General features: G+C 31.1%; 13 protein-coding genes. 4 read left to right on the top strand and 9 right to left on the bottom strand.

Annotation, left to right across the window (positions count from 1 at the left end; genetic code table 11):
* Positions 1 to 337 precede the first annotated feature (337 nt).
* Positions 338 to 514 (top strand): histone H1, encoded by a 177-nt coding sequence (locus RCH18_RS08165; protein WP_326936260.1) that lies wholly within the window; start codon positions 338 to 340, stop codon positions 512 to 514.
* A gap of 550 nt (positions 515 to 1,064) precedes the next feature.
* On the opposite strand, the gene RCH18_RS08160 is transcribed toward RCH18_RS08165, so the two are convergent.
* The 6 genes from RCH18_RS08160 to dapF all read right to left on the bottom strand — a co-directional run bounded on the left by RCH18_RS08160 (position 1,065) and on the right by dapF (position 9,086).
* Entirely contained in the window at positions 1,065 to 2,057 is a 993-nt protein-coding gene (locus RCH18_RS08160) for an OmpA family protein (protein WP_326936259.1), read from the bottom strand.
* A gap of 4 nt (positions 2,058 to 2,061) precedes the next feature.
* The gene (locus RCH18_RS08155; RefSeq protein WP_326936258.1) at positions 2,062 to 4,419 is read right to left on the bottom strand and encodes an outer membrane beta-barrel protein; all 2,358 of its coding nucleotides are present in this window, start codon (positions 4,417 to 4,419) and stop codon (positions 2,062 to 2,064) included.
* A 931-nt stretch (positions 4,420 to 5,350) separates the two neighbouring features.
* Positions 5,351 to 5,992 (bottom strand): peptidoglycan-binding protein LysM, encoded by a 642-nt coding sequence (locus RCH18_RS08150; RefSeq protein ID WP_326936257.1) that lies wholly within the window; start codon positions 5,990 to 5,992, stop codon positions 5,351 to 5,353.
* Positions 5,993 to 6,637: 645 nt separating this feature from the next.
* Positions 6,638 to 7,678: an endolytic transglycosylase MltG gene (gene mltG / locus RCH18_RS08145; RefSeq protein ID WP_326936256.1), complete on the bottom strand. Its 1,041-nt coding sequence runs from the start codon at positions 7,676 to 7,678 to the stop codon at positions 6,638 to 6,640.
* A 73-nt stretch (positions 7,679 to 7,751) separates the two neighbouring features.
* Positions 7,752 to 8,285, bottom strand: coding sequence for a GNAT family N-acetyltransferase (locus RCH18_RS08140; RefSeq protein WP_326936255.1), 534 nt, complete (start codon positions 8,283 to 8,285; stop codon positions 7,752 to 7,754).
* Positions 8,286 to 8,300: 15 nt separating this feature from the next.
* Entirely contained in the window at positions 8,301 to 9,086 is a 786-nt protein-coding gene (gene dapF, locus RCH18_RS08135) for a diaminopimelate epimerase (protein ID WP_326936254.1), read from the bottom strand.
* 139 nt (positions 9,087 to 9,225) lie between these two features.
* On the opposite strand from dapF, the gene RCH18_RS08130 reads away from it, so the two are divergent.
* The 3 genes from RCH18_RS08130 (at position 9,226) to RCH18_RS08120 (ending at position 15,363) form a co-directional block, all read left to right on the top strand.
* Complete coding sequence (locus RCH18_RS08130) at positions 9,226 to 10,626, top strand: trypsin-like peptidase domain-containing protein (protein ID WP_326936253.1); 1,401 nt, start codon at positions 9,226 to 9,228, stop codon at positions 10,624 to 10,626.
* A 158-nt stretch (positions 10,627 to 10,784) separates the two neighbouring features.
* Positions 10,785 to 12,233 (top strand): glyceraldehyde-3-phosphate dehydrogenase, encoded by a 1,449-nt coding sequence (locus RCH18_RS08125; protein ID WP_326936252.1) that lies wholly within the window; start codon positions 10,785 to 10,787, stop codon positions 12,231 to 12,233.
* 298 nt (positions 12,234 to 12,531) lie between these two features.
* Positions 12,532 to 15,363, top strand: coding sequence for a M16 family metallopeptidase (locus tag RCH18_RS08120; protein WP_326936251.1), 2,832 nt, complete (start codon positions 12,532 to 12,534; stop codon positions 15,361 to 15,363).
* A gap of 204 nt (positions 15,364 to 15,567) precedes the next feature.
* Here RCH18_RS08120 and RCH18_RS08115 read toward each other — a convergent pair whose 3' ends face one another.
* The 3 genes from RCH18_RS08115 to RCH18_RS08105 all read right to left on the bottom strand — a co-directional run bounded on the left by RCH18_RS08115 (position 15,568) and on the right by RCH18_RS08105 (position 19,007).
* A complete protein-coding gene (locus RCH18_RS08115) occupies positions 15,568 to 15,927 on the bottom strand; it encodes a hypothetical protein (protein ID WP_326936250.1) in 360 nt (119 codons plus the stop codon).
* A 59-nt stretch (positions 15,928 to 15,986) separates the two neighbouring features.
* The gene (locus RCH18_RS08110) at positions 15,987 to 17,165 is read right to left on the bottom strand and encodes an AIR synthase related protein (RefSeq protein ID WP_326936249.1); all 1,179 of its coding nucleotides are present in this window, start codon (positions 17,163 to 17,165) and stop codon (positions 15,987 to 15,989) included.
* A 345-nt stretch (positions 17,166 to 17,510) separates the two neighbouring features.
* Complete coding sequence (locus RCH18_RS08105) at positions 17,511 to 19,007, bottom strand: carboxypeptidase-like regulatory domain-containing protein (RefSeq protein ID WP_326936248.1); 1,497 nt, start codon at positions 19,005 to 19,007, stop codon at positions 17,511 to 17,513.
* Positions 19,008 to 19,015: the final 8 nt, after the last annotated feature.

Raw genomic sequence — 19,015 nt, 5'->3', positions numbered from 1 at the left:
CGGATTTAAGGTAATTAAGTAATTAGAATAAAATGATGTTGTTCTTTTTTACCATATAAACCTTATAAGTTTTCATTATAATCTTTTGTAAGTTTTCAATTTTATGTTAAAAGGTGGTCGATTATTGTTAAATTAAAAACAAATAAGTTAATAAACTACAAAAGCTAACTACGACAATAATTTGTTCCCATCACCTACAATATAGTAAACATTTTATAGAAATCATATTTTTCATAAATTTTATTCAATAAATGTATTAAATGGTAAAATTAAGTTCTTTTGATCTTTGAATTATGCAATCCTTACTGTATTTTTGTAAATCTAAATCAAAAAAAATATGAAAGATCTTATTGAAAAAATTAATGCCGAATTTGAAACATTTAAAACAGAAACTGATTCATTGACTGAAAAAGGTGTAAAAGCTGCTGGAGCAAGAGCTAGAAAATCAACTTTAGAACTTGAAAAAATGTTAAAAGAATTTAGAAAAGTTTCTATAGAGGAATCAAAAAAATAATTTTCAGAAAGTTATTAAATTATAAAGCTGACCTCCAAAGGGTCGGCTTTATTTTTTTCATTTCTATTAGACTTAATTTAAAATAATATATTATTTATCATAGTGATGATAATGAGTTCCTTCTCTTAAAATAGTATATTGAGATGTAATACGTAGCAGGTTTTGAATTTATAAAATTAAATTAATTTAAGTCTACGTTACTTACAAATTATACCGATTGCGCTTTAAATTTACTGCTTTGTATCTTGTCAAATCGAGCCCTTCGTCTGCGCTCAGGACAGGCTTTTAGTGGTGATTATATATGACTTATAAAAAGGGTTTCGACTGCGCTCAACCGGACAAAAAATCACAAGCTTATTACAGTATATTCAAAAGGTAAAGTGGTATTAATACTTCTAATTAGCGTTTATTTGGATAGAGCAAGGTGATTATCTTACAATATATAGTATATTATAAACATAAAAAAACCCCAACAATCTGTCGATGTTGAGGTTAATATATTTAATTATATAGCAATATGGCAAAACAGTTATCGCTTTATTTCAAAACTTTATCTTACAATAATAGACATTTCTACGCGTCTTGCCTTTTCAGCTGATGATTTAGAATCTTCGCCTTTAAAAGAGGTAATAATTCTACTTGCTTGTATTTTATTATTTATAAAAGCTTTTTCTACTGATTCAGCTCTACGCATTGAGATCTGCTTATTATAAGTCACGCTTCCTACCGGACTGGCCCAACCCTCAAGTAATATTTTAGCCTCTGGATATTCCATCATAATTTTTGTTAGCTCATCTATATATTTCAAATAAGCATCATCTAACATGTCTGAATTATTCGCAAAATAAACTTGCTGTCTAAAATATGTTTTATTTTCGTCAGAAACTTTAGCAGTAGTTTTAGAATTCATTTTTGATTCTAAACTATCCATTTTTCTTCTTACGTCAGTCAATCGACCTTTCATATTTCTCAAACTATCTCCAAAAGCACCATCTGCTTTCAATTTACTTTGATTCGAATCAATATTTTTTAAAGAATCAATTTTCTGCTGTAAATTTTTAATTTGAGCTTTATTAGATGGAATTAATGTAGTAGTACTGTTTCCATTTGGATTATAGCTTGGACTAACACCGCTATTATTTGGCATAATAATAGTGGACTTGTCCCTTGCCATCGATGGAAAACGATTGTTTCCATAATTAGGACTCATGTCATCTATTCTTTGATTCAAATAACGAATCTCGCGTAACAATTGTTCATTTGTAATATTATATTGAGTGTTACTTTCCATCATTGGTCGCTGCTGATATTTCAATCTCAAATCAGATAATTCTGATTTACTTTGCTTATTTTCTCTTTCTTGAAGCTGAGATCTTCTCGCATCTGCCACTGTACTCAAAAATGAGTTTAGTTCAGATTTTGTCATTACAATAGTGCCTTTTTTAGAAGCCTTCTCGTTTTGAGCGAGAAGGCTTACTGTCAATAACAGACAGAAAAAAAGCATTATTGTTTTTGACTTATGTGATTGAATTACTTTTATCATTCGATTAAAATTTTAATTTATATCCTACAGATATTCTATGAATATCAATAAAGTTATGAGCGGTATAATCTGCAAATAATTTACCTCCAAATACATTAAACGAAGTACCTAACACTAAATTTGGTGCAAATGTACTTTCTCCAACAGCGTCATTATAACCCAAACCTAAACCTACATAAGGTTGTAATATCACACCTGCGTCAACATCAAAAGGAATCACAACGTTAGCATTTATACCAAATCCTGTATTTTTTCCTGGCGCTAAATACAAATCAGGCATAAATTTGAAAGGTGAATTAGTAAATGCATAGTTTCCTCTAATTCCAATAATCATAGATACATCATTTGCAATTGCAACACCAGTAAATAAAGACATCCCTTCATTAACAACCCATCCAGTCGCATTTCCTGTATTGTTATTCTCAGATTTAATTACGGTATTACCGTTATCATCTGATGTAATTTTAGTTTGAGAGGGTTGGATAGTTTGTGGTGCAACCGTAGCTGCTTGACCTGAAGAAATTATTACTGTTTTATCTTCATTTTGTCCTTGCGGAACAATATTCAAATTATCCATTCTATCTGTATTTCTATCAATCTTTCTATCAAGTTCATTCAACTTATCTAAGATTTTTTGAGAGGCGTTTTCTTGACGTTCAGGTGTGAGATTTTCTCTGTAATTACCTGTATTAATCTCTAATAATAATTTCTCTAAACGATCCATACGTTGATCAGTTGTTTGAGGCTTACGAGAATCTTCGTCCACTCCTTGAATTACTTTTTCAATTAAATTTTCAAGTTCTTTTGGTGTCATTTCAACTCTAGATTCTTTACTCATTTTTTTATCATTAGATACGTCTTTAGATTCTTTAGTATCACGATCTTTATTGCTGCGTAATTTATCTTGCTTTCTATACTCTTGTTCAGTATCTTCTTGCTTTTCTTCTTTTAATTTACGTTGCAAGTCTTTTTTCTCTTCGATAACTTCTACAGCTTTTCTAGTGTCATTATTTTTGTAAGCTTCAGACAATTCAGACTCTAATTCATCAATTCTGTCTTGATATACTTCTGTTCTATCTTCCACTCTTTCATCTATTCTTCTTTGTAGAATTTCGTCTGTATTATCAGCAGTTTTACCTAGTTGAAAACGAACACCTACTGTGTACATAGTATGTTTTTTCAATTCATCTGGGGAAATAATGTTTTGTAAATCATCGCTATTTCTTCCTGAGGTGTATAGTAAGTTAGCATCTCCAAAAAGTTCTAAGTTTCTACCTAAAGGAACATTTAATCCTAGACCACCTTTAGCAAAGTATCCTGAAGCAGCTCCTGTTAGACCATCTTTACCAGTATAACTGTTTTGATTTACGTTTAAATAACCTCCACCAACACTAATATAAGGAACTAAACCACGTGAAACATTTAATTTTGCTATGAAATCACCACCATACATAGCCATGTCATCAAAGTCAAATGATATTTGCTCATCCTTAGTAGCTTGATAATAATATCCTCTAATACCAACATAATTATTCAAATCAAATCCAACTTTACCACCTAAGAAATAAGTATCGGCAAGATTTGTGCTGTTATCAAAATCCAGATAAGATCCAGAAGGTTCAAATATTAATTTAAAACCACCTAAGCCACCTGAAAATTTATTTCTGTAAGCTCGATCTAATGGGCTCATTTCTTCAGGAGAACGACCTCCTAAATAAAGTTGTAAACCTGCTAAAACTGACCAATTGTACATTCTGGTATTATCATTGTCATTTAACCAATTTTCAATGTCGCTTTGATTTTGTCCTACCTGATATAAAACCGAAGCTGGATTCATATTAAAAATGGTGTTCTTAGCCTCCAAATTCAAGAATAATCTATTCCCTAATTTGATTTGAGTACCTAATCCTACTCCAAGATAAATTTGTTCTGACTTTAATTCATTTGATGGTGTATTTACTGCCGCAACATCAACCTTTAATTTTTGAACACCAGCACCTAACGTTACATAAGGTACGAACGTGCCTCTTGTTGGTATATTGGCTTTAAATTCTCCACCAATACGCTCAACATCTACCGATCTTGAATTAAAATTATTTACGAAATCATTTGAGAATACGTTAAAACCATCTACTGTATTTTTCAAATCCGCTGATTTCTCGTAGACTCCTCTTAATTCAATTGCTTCACCAAAACCAAAACCTACGCGACCTCCATACATTACTCCGTCTTCGATAGCAGTGTTTTTATCAAACCAATTGTAACTAGCTGTTGGTTGCAATGTTACAGTAACGTCTTTCATTTGGGCTTGAACATTGGATCCAAATAGAGCCAAAGCACAAATAGTAATCATTTTTTTCATATCATTTGATTTAGATTAATAAAAAGATAATTCGATTATACTTATTTTTTATAGTATTTAGAGAACTATCAATTTAATTAGTTAGTTGCACATTAAAATAAAAATTAAAAGGAAATTATATTAAGTTATTTATTCTAAAAAAATTGGGATGGTTTAATTAAATAAATGTTTTCAACCCAAAATCAAACATTTTAAAAAGTGTATTATGGACTCTTTTTTATAACTATTGAAAACTTAAATATTCATTTATACCCCTATTTTAAGTACTCTACAAAGGTATTGGTTCACTGGATTTTGTGTCTTACATCATTATCCTAAATCCTTATAGAATTTACTTATATCACCTTTTTACATCAAAAATTCAAAATGGATTAACTGATTTTCCTAACCAATAAGATTAATAATTATTTATCAAAGCGTCACAATGATTATCAAATAATACACTTATTCATATGTTCGTAAATTGTGCATTAAGATATGTGTTAGTTAAGAAAAAAAATAGGCATTCTAATTCATAAATCAGTTAATATTTATATTTCTCATTAGAAATCAAATTTATAATCATTAGGAATGCAAATCTTAACGCTAAAGTGGAAATTGATAATGGTTATATAGTTGCTGGATAAGTTTTAATAAGAGAGATTAAAAAAGTTCATTAAAATGAATTGACGTACGAACCCTTCTTAGTGATATTATAGAATATAAATAAATTCTAAATTGCATTATTTAGTAATGATAATTATAAAATCCAAGGCAGAAAGAAATATTATCATTTATACCATCAATTAATCAGGATTAAATTTGATTACAATAAATAAAAATGTGGTAAAATTGAAAAAGAACTTTTTTAATTTTACCACATCGTAATTAGATCGCATTAAAAGCTTTTACAGCTACATTATAAAATAAGGTATCTATTTAAATAACCATTCTATATTGTTCTGGCTTTAGCATTGATATCTGGTTTTATAAATGAAGTGTCATAACCGCCAAACATTTTGATATAAGATTGAATTGAAGTACCGTATGCATCAGTGAAAGTGCGTTTCCCTTTATATTTAAAAAACTTTTTAACAGATCCTGCACCTCCTAAATGTGCAGCTGCCAAAATCCCTGATTCAGTGATATGAAGACCATTAATTACTTTGCCTTCATACTTTTTTATTTCTCTTTTTAACTTCCACTTATTTTTAGCTAAAAGAGCTAAAAATGCCTTTTCCTGCAACTCTGGACTATTTAAAAAAGTTGACTTATCATAAATTCCAACAGACTTTAAAGTTTCAATACCAAACTGGTATTTCCCCATATATCCTAAGGAATTAATCTTTTTATATTTACTTTGCGATTCTTTGTAACCTAACGCTTCTCTAAAACCTACAAAGAAATTTCCAGTAAAAGGGATGTTTAAGTTATCGTATTCTGCCTGTTCTTGAGATGGATATAGGTAGTGTGTACCATCTTGTTCATTAATAAGAAACCAAGGACTAGTTTCTAAATTTAAGGGTTTAAAACCTGAGCTTAAGAAAACTGTAATTACAGTCAAACTTGTATAAAAATACCACTTCTTTATCATAAATTGTTTTTCTTCAAAACGCTGTCCCGTTAAGAAATTTCTACGCGCAAAGATACAATAAAAACATTTACGCTGATTATCAGATAGTTAAAGTTTTCTAAAAATGGATTAAGTGCTATTTTTTATCGGTAGATCGTAAAAATAATAATTTATATATAAATATAATACCACTATTTAAATCGGAAAAAATTATTATAAATATTGAAGATACGCATTAAATCTTAATTAAATTTCAAATAAAAGTTTATAAATTAAGTAAATTTATGATTTAAAATTAAGTGAATATGTCACTATTTATGAAAATTGCATTAGCTGCAAAAGTCTATAAAAATCAATTATTAAATTACTTTATAAGTCTTGGGGAAAACAATTAAAAGCCAACAAGAAGATTATTACCCTATCATAATGCGCAACATAACATTAGTAAAAGCAATCCGTAAAGGACTTTTTACATAAATTTTTTTTTAGTTTTTTGATGAATGGTATATAATACGTTAAAAAAATTACAACTATTTAATTATAGATTTATACTATGTTTCTGTAGATAAAAATTCTCAGCAAATGTTATAATGGAAGAGTATTATATTTCAGAATGTTGCTGTAAAACGTAATTAGCATTAAATTAATATCTGTTAAATTTCAATATTATCGTTTCACCCCTTTACTGTTAATCCAATCTGAATATTTTTTTGCATTTTTATTATGTTCCTCTAAAGTTACCGCAAACTCATGGTAACCAAAGCGATCAATGCTTGCACAAAAATAAATAAAGTCATTTTTTTCAGGATTTAATACTGCTTCTAATGCCGTTATATCTGGCATTGCAATAGGTCCAGGAGGTAATCCGACGTTCATATACGTGTTATAAGGATGTTTCGTTAATAAATCATTGTAAAAAACGCGTTTAATTATTTGTTCAAAATCATTTGATTTCTTTTTAAGTGCATAAATAACGGTTGGATCGGCTTGAAGTGGCATTCCAGCTCTTAACCGATTCAAATACACACCTGCGATTCTAGGTCTTTCATCTTTTTTTACTGACTCTTTATGTACAATCGAAGCAAGGGTTGTTACCTCAATTGGTGTGAAACCTTGCTTTTCCGCTTTTGCAACTCTTTCTTCTGTCCAAAAATTACGATACTCCTTAATCATCTTATCGCGGAACTTTATTGCAGTTGTATTCCAGTAAACTTCGTAAGTATTTGGAATAAACATTGCCAAAATATTATCTTCATTAAACCCATTTTCATTCATAAAAATAGAATCCTTGATTGTATTTAATAATAAGGTACTGTCAGGTTCAATTTGTGAACCGATGCGACCGGCTAAATCCTCAATTCGCTCTTGATTATTAAAGGCTAATTTAACAGCAGAATTAAGCCGCATTGCCTTAACTAATTCATAGCTATTCATGTCCTTAGTTATTAAAAAACGGCCAGGTATTACATTAGTAGTGTACCCTCTTTTATCAGCTACCATATCAAAATGATCCATGTTGTCTATATATGGTGCAACTATATTCTTGACATCCGTATATCTCGAATCAGTAGGTACATAAACATATACTTCACGTTCCGTAAATTTAGTGTTTGGTGAAAAAATTTGTCGTAAAACCACAATTCCATAAATAAGTAAAATTGAAATTAAAACGACGGAGACTATTGTGATAATTTTTTTAATGTTCATGTTTTATATTTTTTAAAAAAAAATAATGATATTCTGTATTTATATTTTGGATGTTCTTGCTTGAAATTATAGCCTAAAAATAAGGATTAATTAATTGGTACATAGCTTCATCTTTATACTTTCCTTTAACTAAAATCCACCCTGTTTTAACGCCAATTTTTTTAAATCCAAATTTAGTAAAAAGTGCATTACTTGCTACATTTTCGGTGCCAATATTTGCGAATAATTGATGTAAATTTAAATTTGAAAAGGCATATTCAATTAATAGTGCTAATGCTTCTGATCCAATATTTTTATTTTTATTTTCATTCCCTCGGATTACAATACCAACTCCAGCCCTATTATTTTTTGGATCAAAATCAAATAAATCGACTAATCCAACTGCGGGAAAATCTTGATCCTGACAAATTGCTAAGCGTAATTGCTTAGCTTCATAAATATCTTGATGCGCATTTTCTAAATATTGTTTCACTAAAAACCTACTGTATGGCGTATGAGTATTACTTACCTCCCAAATGTTTTGATCATTTTCTATGGCATAGATAAATTCCAAATCATTAGGTTCCAATGCGCGAATATATATTTTCTTCCCCTTCAATGTATTCATTTTATGTTTTATGATTTAAGAAATGGAAATTACACCTTGGAATACATATTCAGCTGAACCTGTAAGAGTCACTTTGGTAAACACTGATTCATTTTTATCAAAAGAAACAATTAGTTTTCCACCTTCAACGTCCAAATTAATCGTAGTAGAGTTAGTTTGGCCTAAAACATTCATGGCAATTGCAACAGCTGTAGCGCCAGTGCCACAAGAAAGCGTTTCATCCTCTACTCCCCTTTCATACGTGCGCAAAGCAAATGTATTTTGATTAATTTGCTCGACAAAATTGACATTACTTCCTACTTGTCCGTACACGACTCCATATCTTATTCTTGCTCCATTATTTTTGACATTGTAATTTTTTAGGTCATTTACTAGCTCAACGTGATGAGGAGAACCGGTATTTAAAAAAACATATTTCTCATTTACTTGTACATTATCAACATCTATCATTTGTAATGAGACAAGTCCGTCATCGCTGATAGCAGCATGATGCAAACCGTCTGTTGCTATAAAAGTAGTACTACTTTCAATAATATTTAGCTTTTTCGCAAAAGCCACTAAACATCTTCCACCATTTCCACACATTGAACTTTGATTTCCGTCAGAGTTATAATAAACCATTTTAAAATCAGTTACTAAATCATTTTCTAATAAAATTAACCCGTCAGCACCTACACCAAAACGTCTATCACACAGATGCGCGATTAACTTATTATTTTCTTTTGGAAAAGAATTAATTCGATTGTCAATCATTACAAAATCGTTTCCTGTACCTTGGTATTTATAAAATTCTAATTGCATTTTAAATTGTTTTTAAAACCGTAAAAGTACAAACTATTAACTAAATGTTAATCATTGTTAAAGAGCGTTAAACTATATTTTAAAAAACGTTTTTAGTGTTAATTTTACAAATAAATAATTTTTTTAATAATAATTGAATATGAAAAAATTTTCAACACTCTTTTTGGTGTCGCTTTTAAGTGGTGCTGTTACACTTGGAGCATACAAACTATTATTTGATACTAACGGCTATTTTGCAAACAATAATAATTCAGGAATTACAACGGCATCAAATTTTCAAGGTAAAAAAGTTGGTTTATCCGCTGAGATTTTAGATTTTACTGAGGCTGCCGAAAAAACGGTTCATACGGTAGTTCACGTAAAAAATGTTTCTAGACGTACCGTTAGCAATCCAATTCTAGAATATTTTTACGGTTACAAAGGTGGTCAAACACAAGAACAAGTAGGTACTGGCTCAGGAGTAATTATTTCAGAGGATGGTTATATCGTGACTAATAATCACGTGATAAAAGGTGCTTCGGAAATTGAAATCACTCTAAATAATAAAAAAACATATCAAGCAAAACTTATTGGAACTGATTCTAAAATGGATATTGCATTGTTAAAAATTGATGCAGGTGAAAAACTTCCTTATACCGCATTTGCTAATTCTGATTCTGTTAAAGTTGGTGAATGGGTTTTGGCGGTTGGTAACCCTTATAATTTAACTTCTACGGTAACTGCTGGAATTGTATCGGCAAAAGCCAGAGATTTAGATACTAGCGGAATTCAATCTTTTATACAAACTGATGCTGCCGTAAATCCTGGAAATAGCGGAGGAGCATTAGTAAATACGAGAGGTGACTTGATAGGAATAAATACAATGATTTCATCGATGACCGGGTCTTATGTTGGATATTCATTTGCTGTTCCATCTAATATTGCTAGAAAAATTATTGAAGATCTAATGGAATTTGGAAATGTGCAACGTGGAATTCTGGGTGTTGAGGGCGGGGAACTAAATGGAAGCGCTTCAAAAGAATTAGGTATAGCGCAAACTCAAGGATTTTATATTAGCAGAGTCACTAAAAACTCTGGTGCAGAAAAATCAGGATTGTTGAAAGGTGATATTATCGTAAAATTAGATGAATTAAATATTGCAACATTTGCTGATCTTTCAGGATATATTAATACTAAAAGACCAAATGATAAAATTCAAGTGACATTTATTAGAGATGGAAAGTCTAAAACTATTCCAGTAATTTTGAGTAAAAATGAATTTTTTAGCACAGAATTTAAAGGTATTGAGTTAGAAAATATTGAAGCTACAGACAAGAAAAAATTTAAAATCGACTATGGTGTTAGAATTAAAGCTATAAATAGTCAAAGTTTAAAACAATACGAAAGTGAGCTCGTAGGGAATATCATTTTAAGTATCGATAATGTAAAAGCTGTTGATGTGGAATCAGTAGCAAAAATTTTAAGCAAAAAGGAAGAAAGCCAAACAGTAAGAATTGAAATGATCAATAAAAACGGAGAAATAATGCGAGTAATTTTATAATCCAATTTTAGTAGAATAATATAAGGCCATCTTGAGATTCAAGCTGGCTTTTTTATTTTTGAGATAGTTAATAAAATAAGCTACGAAATCGATTGAAATAGGTATTTTTGCAGCAAATTTTAAAAAATACATTAAATTATTTTCATTAAATTTTCATTATGGCAATTACAACTTTATACGAAAAAGAAGTTTCTTTTCAAGCTGACAGACGACGTGCAGGCGTAAAACTGATTAAAATTATTAGCGATTTATGGTATGACAAATCCATTGAAATGGTTTTATTCCGCAATCAATTAATTGATCGAAATGTTAGTGATATTATAAATCTTCATGGTTATGCAGCCGAATTTGTGGGTAAGCCCATTTCTATTTTTAATTCGGTAAAAATTGCAAAAGCTATATTAGAGTTAGACCTTCCGCCAGCTAAATTAGACATTGGTAAGTTAGCTTATGAATATGCTTTAGAAGAAGATAATTACCAAGACGTAAAATACTTTGTAATTCACAAATTAAAAAACGCTAAAAACTGTGAAGAGATTTTTCCAAAAGATGTTGTGCTTTATGGTTTTGGACGAATTGGGAGATTGCTTGCTCGAGAATTAATGTCCAAAACGGGAAAAGGAAGTCAGTTGCGATTGCGTGCAATTGTAACTCGTGATAAAAATGATGCTACCACCCTTGAAAAAAGAGCATCATTGTTGCGCTACGATTCCATTCATGGCGATTTTGAAGGATCAGTTATTGCTGATGTGAAAAATAATGCATTAATCATTAATGGCACAACTGTTCATATTATCACAGCTAATTCTCCGGAGGAAATCGATTATACCCTTTACGGAATAGCTAAAGCTTTAGTTATTGACAATACAGGAGCATTTACAACTCATGAAGCACTAAGCCGACATTTAGTTTCTAAAGGTGCTGATAAAGTACTACTTACTGCACCAGGAAAAGGAGTTCCCAATATCGTTCATGGAGTAAATCAAAATGAGTACAATCCAGATGAGATTGATATTTTTTCGGCTGCATCTTGCACCACTAATGCTATTACACCAGTTTTGAAAGCAATTGAAGATACTTTAGGAGTGGTAAGAGGACATTTAGAAACGATTCATGCCTATACTAACGATCAGAATTTAGTTGATAATATGCATAAAAAATACCGTCGTGGTAGAGCAGCAGCCTTAAACATGGTTATTTCTGAAACTGGTGCAGGAAGAGCTGTAGCAAAAGCATTGCCGTCGCTGGAAGGAAAATTGACCTCTAACGCTATTCGAGTGCCAGTTCCTAATGGCTCGCTTGTAGTGCTAAATTTAGAAGTTTCGAAAGCAACTTCAGTGGAAGAAATCAATGCCATAATGAAAAAATACGCTTTAGAAGGTGAGCTGGTAGAGCAAATAAAATATTCTTTGAATAATGAATTAGTTTCATCAGATATTGTGGGAACACCGCAACCTGCTATTTATGATAGTAACGCCACAATAGTTTCTAATAACGGGAAAAATATTGTTCTTTATATTTGGTATGACAATGAATATGGCTATAGCCATCAAGTAATAAGATTAGCAAAGTATATTGCCAAAGTAAGGAGATTTACTTACTACTAATATTGAACTAAAATCAATAATAAATTTTAAAATTATTCAACTGCACTTTAATCTAAATTGATAAATGATAGCCGTTTTGTTGAAAAGCAAAAACGGCTTTTTTTTAGCTTTATATTAATTTTTATAAATAAATACTCAGATAAATGTAAAAATGAAAGCACTTTTTCACAAAAGCAATTGTTACTTATTTAAATTTATTGTTTAAAACATTGCAAATATTGTTTCTCAATTATAAAATTATTTTTATTAATTTAGATGCATAAAAAAGTTTTATTAATTACAAAATGTACTAATAATTATGAAATATATAAAATCATCACTATTCTATCTTCTATTATTTGTTTCAGCAATTGCGTATTCGCAAAATGAAAAATCAAAAGATTTTAAAGTAGAGTTCGAAAAATTTACTTTAAAGAACGGACTGCAAGTCATCTTGCACGTCGATAGATCAGATCCTGTTGTAGCTGTTGCGTTAACTAGTCATGTGGGTTCAGCAAGAGAAAAAGTGGGCAGAACAGGATTTGCACATTTATTTGAGCATCTACTTTTTTTAGAATCAGAGAATTTAGGCAAAGGTGGATTAGATAAAATGAGCGCACGTATAGGTGGTGAAGGAGCAAATGGATCCACGAGTCGCGACCGAACTAATTATTTTCAAACTGTTCCAAAAGATGCGTTAGAAAAAATGATCTGGGCCGAAGCCGATAAATTAGGTTATTTTATCAATACGGTAACAGAACCCGTTTTAGCTAAAGAAAAACAAGTGGTAAAAAATGAAAAAAGACAGAGTTATGACAATAGACCGTATGGACATACCTCTTCTGTGATTTCTAAAAATTTGTATCCTGAAACGCATCCGTACAATTGGGAAGTAATTGGTTCACTTGAAGATTTGCAAAATGCTACTCTTGAGGATGTAAAAAATTTTTATAATCGCTGGTATGTTCCTAATAATGTAACATTAACTATTGCAGGAGATTTCGATGTAGATCAAACTAAAAGTTGGGTCGAAAAATATTTTGGAGAAATAAAGCGAGGTGAAGATATTCCAAAAATGGAGAAACAAGCAGTAAGCTTGACAACAACTAAAAAATTATATTACGAAGATAATTTTGCACGATTACCGCAACTTACGCTCACCTGGCCTTCTGTTTATGAATATCATCCTGATAGTTACGCGCTAGAAGTCTTGGCAAGTTATCTATCTAAAGGTAAAAAAGCACCTCTTTACAAAACACTTGTTGAAGATAAAAAGATCACTGATGCCGTAGCTATTTATCAGTACAATTCCGAAATTGCTGGTCAATATATGTTAAGTATAACAGCATTTGAAAAAATAAATCTTAATGCTGTAATGGATGGCATCAATGAGGCATTTAAAAACTTTGAATCAAAAGGAATTTCGCAACAAGATCTTGATAGAATTAAAGCGGGACAAGAAACTGCTTTTTATACAAGCTTATCGAGTGTTCTCGGGAAAGGTTTTCAGCTGGCTCAGTATGAGATTTTTGCAGGAAATCCAAATTATATCATTCAAGATGTGAAAAACATCCTTACAGTAACTACGCAAGATGTGATGCGAGTTTATCAAAAATACATTAAAGGGAAAAACTTTATTGCCACTAGTTTTGTTCCAAAAGGAGAATCTAATCTTATTTTAACTGGCTCAAAACTGGCAACAGTAATAGAGGAAAAAATAGTTGAAGGTAAAGAAGATGCTTTTGATGCGAGTATTGTAGCAACTTACGAAAAAACACCATCGTCATTTGACCGAAGTGCTGAACCTGCTTATGGAGAAAGTCCTGAAGTAAAATTACCTAAAGTATGGAAAAGCAAATTATCATCTGGCTTAACCTTAATAGGAATTGAGAATTATGAAGTACCGTTAGTACAATTTCAACTACAAATAAAAGGAGGAATGCAACTTGAAAAATCAAATAAAATTGGAGTTTCAAATATGCTAGCTGATTTATTGACTAAAGGCACAAAAAATAAAACTCCAGAACAATTAGAAAATGCTATTGAAAGTTTAGGAGCTACAATTAGCGCTTATTCTTCTGATGAAGGAATATTTATTGCTGGGAGTTCACTGGCAAAAAACTATAAAGCAACTGTTGCATTAGTAGAGGAGATAATTCTTCAGCCTAGATGGGACGTGAAGGAATTTGACTTAATAAAGCAAAGCACGTTGAGCCAAATTCAACAGCAAAAAGCTGATCCGAATAGCATTGCTAGAAATGAGTTTAAAAAATTAGTTTACGGAAAAGAATCCATTTTATCTCACAATAGAATAGGGACTGATAAAAGCGTAGAAAGTATTTCAATTGATGATTTGAAAAATTATTATACGCTAAATGGATCGCCATCAGTTTCAAATTTTCAAATTGTAGGTGCCGTTTCAGAAAACGAGGTCATAAAATCAGTTTCTACTTTAAATAAAGAATGGAAATCTAAAGTCGTTGTATTTCCTATGATGCCAGCTACTACTGTTGTTACCTCATCTAAAATATATTTTTATGATGTTCCTGGTGCAAAACAATCCGTAATTAGAATAGGATATCCTGCGCTTTCAGCTACTGATCCTGATTTTTATCCGGCTACTATTTTAAATTACCGTTTAGGTGGTGGAGGATTTGCATCACAACTTACACAACAATTGCGTGAAGGAAAAGGATATACGTATGGAATAGGATCGTCATTTACAGGATCTAACAATAAAGGTCCGTTTAGTATTGCTAGTGGTGTTCGTTCTAATATCACATTTGAATCTGTAAATTTAATTAAAGAAATATTGAATGATTATGGCAAAAATTTCAATGAAAATGATCTCGATATTACTAAAGGATATTTAATAAAGAGTAATGCTAGAGAATTTGAAACATTAGGTGCAAAATTAGGTATGTTGTATAACATAAGCAATTATGGGTACAGTGATTCTTATGCAAAGGAACAAGAGGGTATTGTAAAAAATATTTCGATAGCAAATATAAAAACGCTGTCAGATAAATATTTAAACGCAGATAAAATGATTTACTTGATAATAGGAGATGCTGAAACACAACTAGGGAAACTAGAACAAGTTGGTTTTGGCAAACCAATACTTTTAAATGATTCTGCCGTAAAATATTAAATTCTCAGCTAAAAATGCTGGCGTATAATAATACGAATCGTTTTTAGCCCGGAAAGAAGTGAAAAGCCCGGACTACAAAAAGATAATTTTTCTTATCCTGAAAGAGCGAATCCCGAAGTTTCGGGAGAAGCTCTTTCAGGATTTAGAAAAATTTTTTTTTAGGGAGGACTTGCAACGGAATGCTGGATTTAGCTCCTTAAAATATTACTCAGCCATTTCATCATAACGCTGCGGAACTTGCGGGTCATAGAGCGCACAATTGAATTCTTCCATTATATTGACTAGCGTGTCCATTGTTTTACCTTCGGTACCGTAGCAGTCAATTTTTATACTTTGCGGCGTAGTTCTAATGTGAAAAGCACCTACTCCATCGTTGTTTTTCCAACTTCTGTCATCTACTTTTTCCCACTTTAAAAATACTTTTATGATTCTATTTAGAATAACCTGAATAGGAAGCACCTCTAGTCCATCAATTTCTGATTGTTCTTCGATAATAGCTTCGTACACTTCGTGGTGATTTAGGTAAATTCCTTCTAGATAATTCCAAAAAAGTAATTCGTACATGTTAAGATCTTTAAAATTGAAATAATTAGATTGAAATCTAAAACTATTTAATCGGTTAATTAATATTCAAAAGTTCCGTATTCACTGCTAATCGTTAGCTTTTTACCATCTGATGCGGTTACTCGGCCTACAATTTGAGCATCAACGTTAAACGATTTTGAAATTGAAATAACATCTTGAGCAATAGCTTCGGGCACGTAAATTTCCATTCGGTGTCCACAATTAAAGACTTGATACATTTCTTTCCAGTCGGTTTTTGACTGCTCTTGTATCAATTTGAAAAGTGGTGGTATAGGAAATAAATTATCTTTTATGATGTGGAGATTTTCAATGAAATGTAAAATTTTGGTTTGAGCACCGCCACTGCAATGAACCATTCCGTGAATCTCGTTAGGACTATATTTATCTAAAATTTTCTTAATAATAGGCGCGTAAGTTCGTGTTGGCGAAAGCACTAATTTTCCAGCATTGATAGGTGAATTTTCTACCTCATCAGTCAATTTCACTTGACCAGAATAGATTAAGCCTTTAGGAACAGCTGCATCATAACTTTCTGGATATTTCGTAGCTAAATATTTTTCAAAAACGTCATGTCTCGCTGATGTTAATCCATTACTTCCCATTCCGCCATTATAGCTTTTCTCATAACTTGCCTGACCAAAAGAGGCTAAGCCTACAATTACATCACCAGTAGTAATATTTGCATTGTTGATGACTTTACTGCGTTTCACTCTTGCAGTCACAGTTGAATCGACAATTATAGTGCGCACAACATCACCTACATCGGCAGTTTCGCCTCCCGTTGAATGTATGGTTACACCAAAGGTTTCGAGTTCTTTTATAAGTTCTTCGGTGCCGTTTATAATAGCAGAAATAACTTCGGCAGGAATCAAGTTTTTATTTCGACCAATAGTCGAAGAAAGCAAAATATTATCAGTTGCACCCACACACAACAAATCATCAATATTCATGATTAAAGCGTCTTGTGCGATACCTTTCCATACTGAAATATCACCCGTTTCTTTCCAGTACATGTATGCTAAAGAGGATTTTGTTCCTGCCCCATCAGCATGCATAATTAGGCAATAATCACCATCTTGAGTTAAATAATCTGGTACAATTTTACAGAAAGCTTGTGGAAACAATCCTTTATCAATATTTTTTATGGCATTGTGTACATCTTCTTTGGATGCGGAAACGCCGCGAAGTGCATATCGATTTGAAGTATCTGAACTCATGTAGTCTAGTTGTAATATCTGTTTTTAGGCAGTTAGTTATTAGGCAAAGATACTTATTTTTTAGTTTTATGAAAAATGATTAAATAATAGAGTTTTAAAATAAAGATGTATAATAATTATGGCCTTTTTTAAGGTTTAATAGTATATAAAATAAAAATTTAGCGTTTTTAAAACAAGTAATAATTTATCGTTTAAAAAACATTTAATAGAAAATCAAACTGTAGACTATAAGATGCATTTAGATTGATCTTTAATTTTCAGTAAAGTGATTACGACAAAAAATACCTGTCCGTGTAGACAGGTATTCCCTTGCAAAATTTCTTTATACTAAAGATTAAAGAGTTATTATTCCCAATCTGGCATATAGCTATTAACAAATAAAGATTCTCTCTTAAATGTATTTGAGCCTGAAGGGTTAACGTCAGTTTTAAAAATAGTTCTTTCAGATGTTCCATCATTAGATGTATTTACAAAAACAACTTCAGCTTCATTAGGAGAATAACGGGCATCAAAATCATTTGTTCCAGCTATTTTTTCCATACTGAGTTGTATTGACTTTGCTGTATCAAAGTTATATTCAAATATTCTATTATCTAATTGTCTATAATTTGAACTTTCATACTGTGATACATCTTTTGTGTAAAGCAACTTATTTCCAGTCACTGAGAAATCTAAGCTGCCAAGAGCTCCTGTTTGTTCAGATAAAACTGTACTGATTACAGATCCAGTTGGACTAATAATATAAATTGCGGCGTTATATCCATCACTATCATTAACCTTTATTGCAATTTTACTACCATCGGCACTCCAATCACATTCAGAAATGAATTTGCCATTTGGCGTTTGATAAATCTTTTTTAAGCCACTTCCGTTGCTATTAATTTCATACAACTTATCAAAATTTGGATAAATTATTTTATCTCCAGTATCATTCCATGAAAATCCAATATAATCTGGATTAAATCCTGCAATAGGAACAGAATTAGTAATTTTCATTTTATTAGAACCATCTGGATTCATAGTGTAAATATGACTTTGAGTTCCATTTGATTGAATATAAGCAATTTTGCCTGATTGGTTATTTTTTCTTGGTCTCCAACTATTATTTTCTGAATTGGTGATTTGATATAAAGTTTTGTTTTGATCAGCGGCATAAATAACATTATTAAAATTAACCTTTTTGACAATCAAAAATCTTGTGATTGGAAACTCAAGAGTTGAAAAGGTAAAAACAGCGCTTAACACGGGTTTACTTTTTGAATCAGTTACAGCAACTTGCCAGAAATATTTTATTCCATGTAATAGATTTGTTAACAAAAATTCCTTTTCTTTTATATCACTATACACGGAAACGGTACTGTTTTTATCATTACGTAATGTGACTTCATAAGTTAAAACATCACTATTAGGATCAGTAGCATTCCATTCTATTTTCGTACTTAGATTTTGTCCTACTGCACCATTTAAAGGTGCAACAACAGTTGCTTCTATTGGAGGTATATTTGTTCCGGTACTTTTTGTTAATTCAAAAATCACTTCACTAGCTAAATTTTTATTGATTGTTACAGCCTCAAATTTAGATAAGAAACCTTCTTTTTGTGCTTGAATTGAATATTCTCCAACTTTAACATTAGGTATTGTAAATTTACCTTCCGCATCTGTAAAAACAATACTTGAAGTAGGACTAGAAAATACTTTTACATTTTCTAATGGTTCAAAGGTTTCATTAGAGACTACCTTTCCAGAAACCGAACCATACACATCAGCACCACCGTTAATTTTATCTTCCGCACACGAAGAGAAAACAAACATAATAACTAATAAAAAGATTAAATTTTTCATTTATCTAT

The organism is Flavobacterium sp. PL11 (assembly GCF_035985025.1).
GTDB lineage: Bacteria > Bacteroidota > Bacteroidia > Flavobacteriales > Flavobacteriaceae > Flavobacterium.
This window is presented reverse-complemented; position numbering and strand designations above follow the sequence as displayed.

What these genes read in the sequence shown, in the direction of transcription:
- RCH18_RS08165 (WP_326936260.1), top strand. Translation starts at nt 338, where the DNA reads ATGAAAGATCTTATTGAAAAAATTAATGCCGAATTTGAAACATTTAAA.
- RCH18_RS08160 (WP_326936259.1), bottom strand. Translation starts at nt 2,057, where the DNA reads ATGATAAAAGTAATTCAATCACATAAGTCAAAAACAATAATGCTTTTT.
- RCH18_RS08155 (WP_326936258.1), bottom strand. Translation starts at nt 4,419, where the DNA reads ATGAAAAAAATGATTACTATTTGTGCTTTGGCTCTATTTGGATCCAAT.
- RCH18_RS08150 (WP_326936257.1), bottom strand. Translation starts at nt 5,992, where the DNA reads ATGATAAAGAAGTGGTATTTTTATACAAGTTTGACTGTAATTACAGTT.
- mltG (WP_326936256.1), bottom strand. Translation starts at nt 7,678, where the DNA reads ATGAACATTAAAAAAATTATCACAATAGTCTCCGTCGTTTTAATTTCA.
- RCH18_RS08140 (WP_326936255.1), bottom strand. Translation starts at nt 8,285, where the DNA reads ATGAATACATTGAAGGGGAAGAAAATATATATTCGCGCATTGGAACCT.
- dapF (WP_326936254.1), bottom strand. Translation starts at nt 9,086, where the DNA reads ATGCAATTAGAATTTTATAAATACCAAGGTACAGGAAACGATTTTGTA.
- RCH18_RS08130 (WP_326936253.1), top strand. Translation starts at nt 9,226, where the DNA reads ATGAAAAAATTTTCAACACTCTTTTTGGTGTCGCTTTTAAGTGGTGCT.
- RCH18_RS08125 (WP_326936252.1), top strand. Translation starts at nt 10,785, where the DNA reads ATGGCAATTACAACTTTATACGAAAAAGAAGTTTCTTTTCAAGCTGAC.
- RCH18_RS08120 (WP_326936251.1), top strand. Translation starts at nt 12,532, where the DNA reads ATGAAATATATAAAATCATCACTATTCTATCTTCTATTATTTGTTTCA.
- RCH18_RS08115 (WP_326936250.1), bottom strand. Translation starts at nt 15,927, where the DNA reads ATGTACGAATTACTTTTTTGGAATTATCTAGAAGGAATTTACCTAAAT.
- RCH18_RS08110 (WP_326936249.1), bottom strand. Translation starts at nt 17,165, where the DNA reads ATGAGTTCAGATACTTCAAATCGATATGCACTTCGCGGCGTTTCCGCA.
- RCH18_RS08105 (WP_326936248.1), bottom strand. Translation starts at nt 19,007, where the DNA reads ATGAAAAATTTAATCTTTTTATTAGTTATTATGTTTGTTTTCTCTTCG.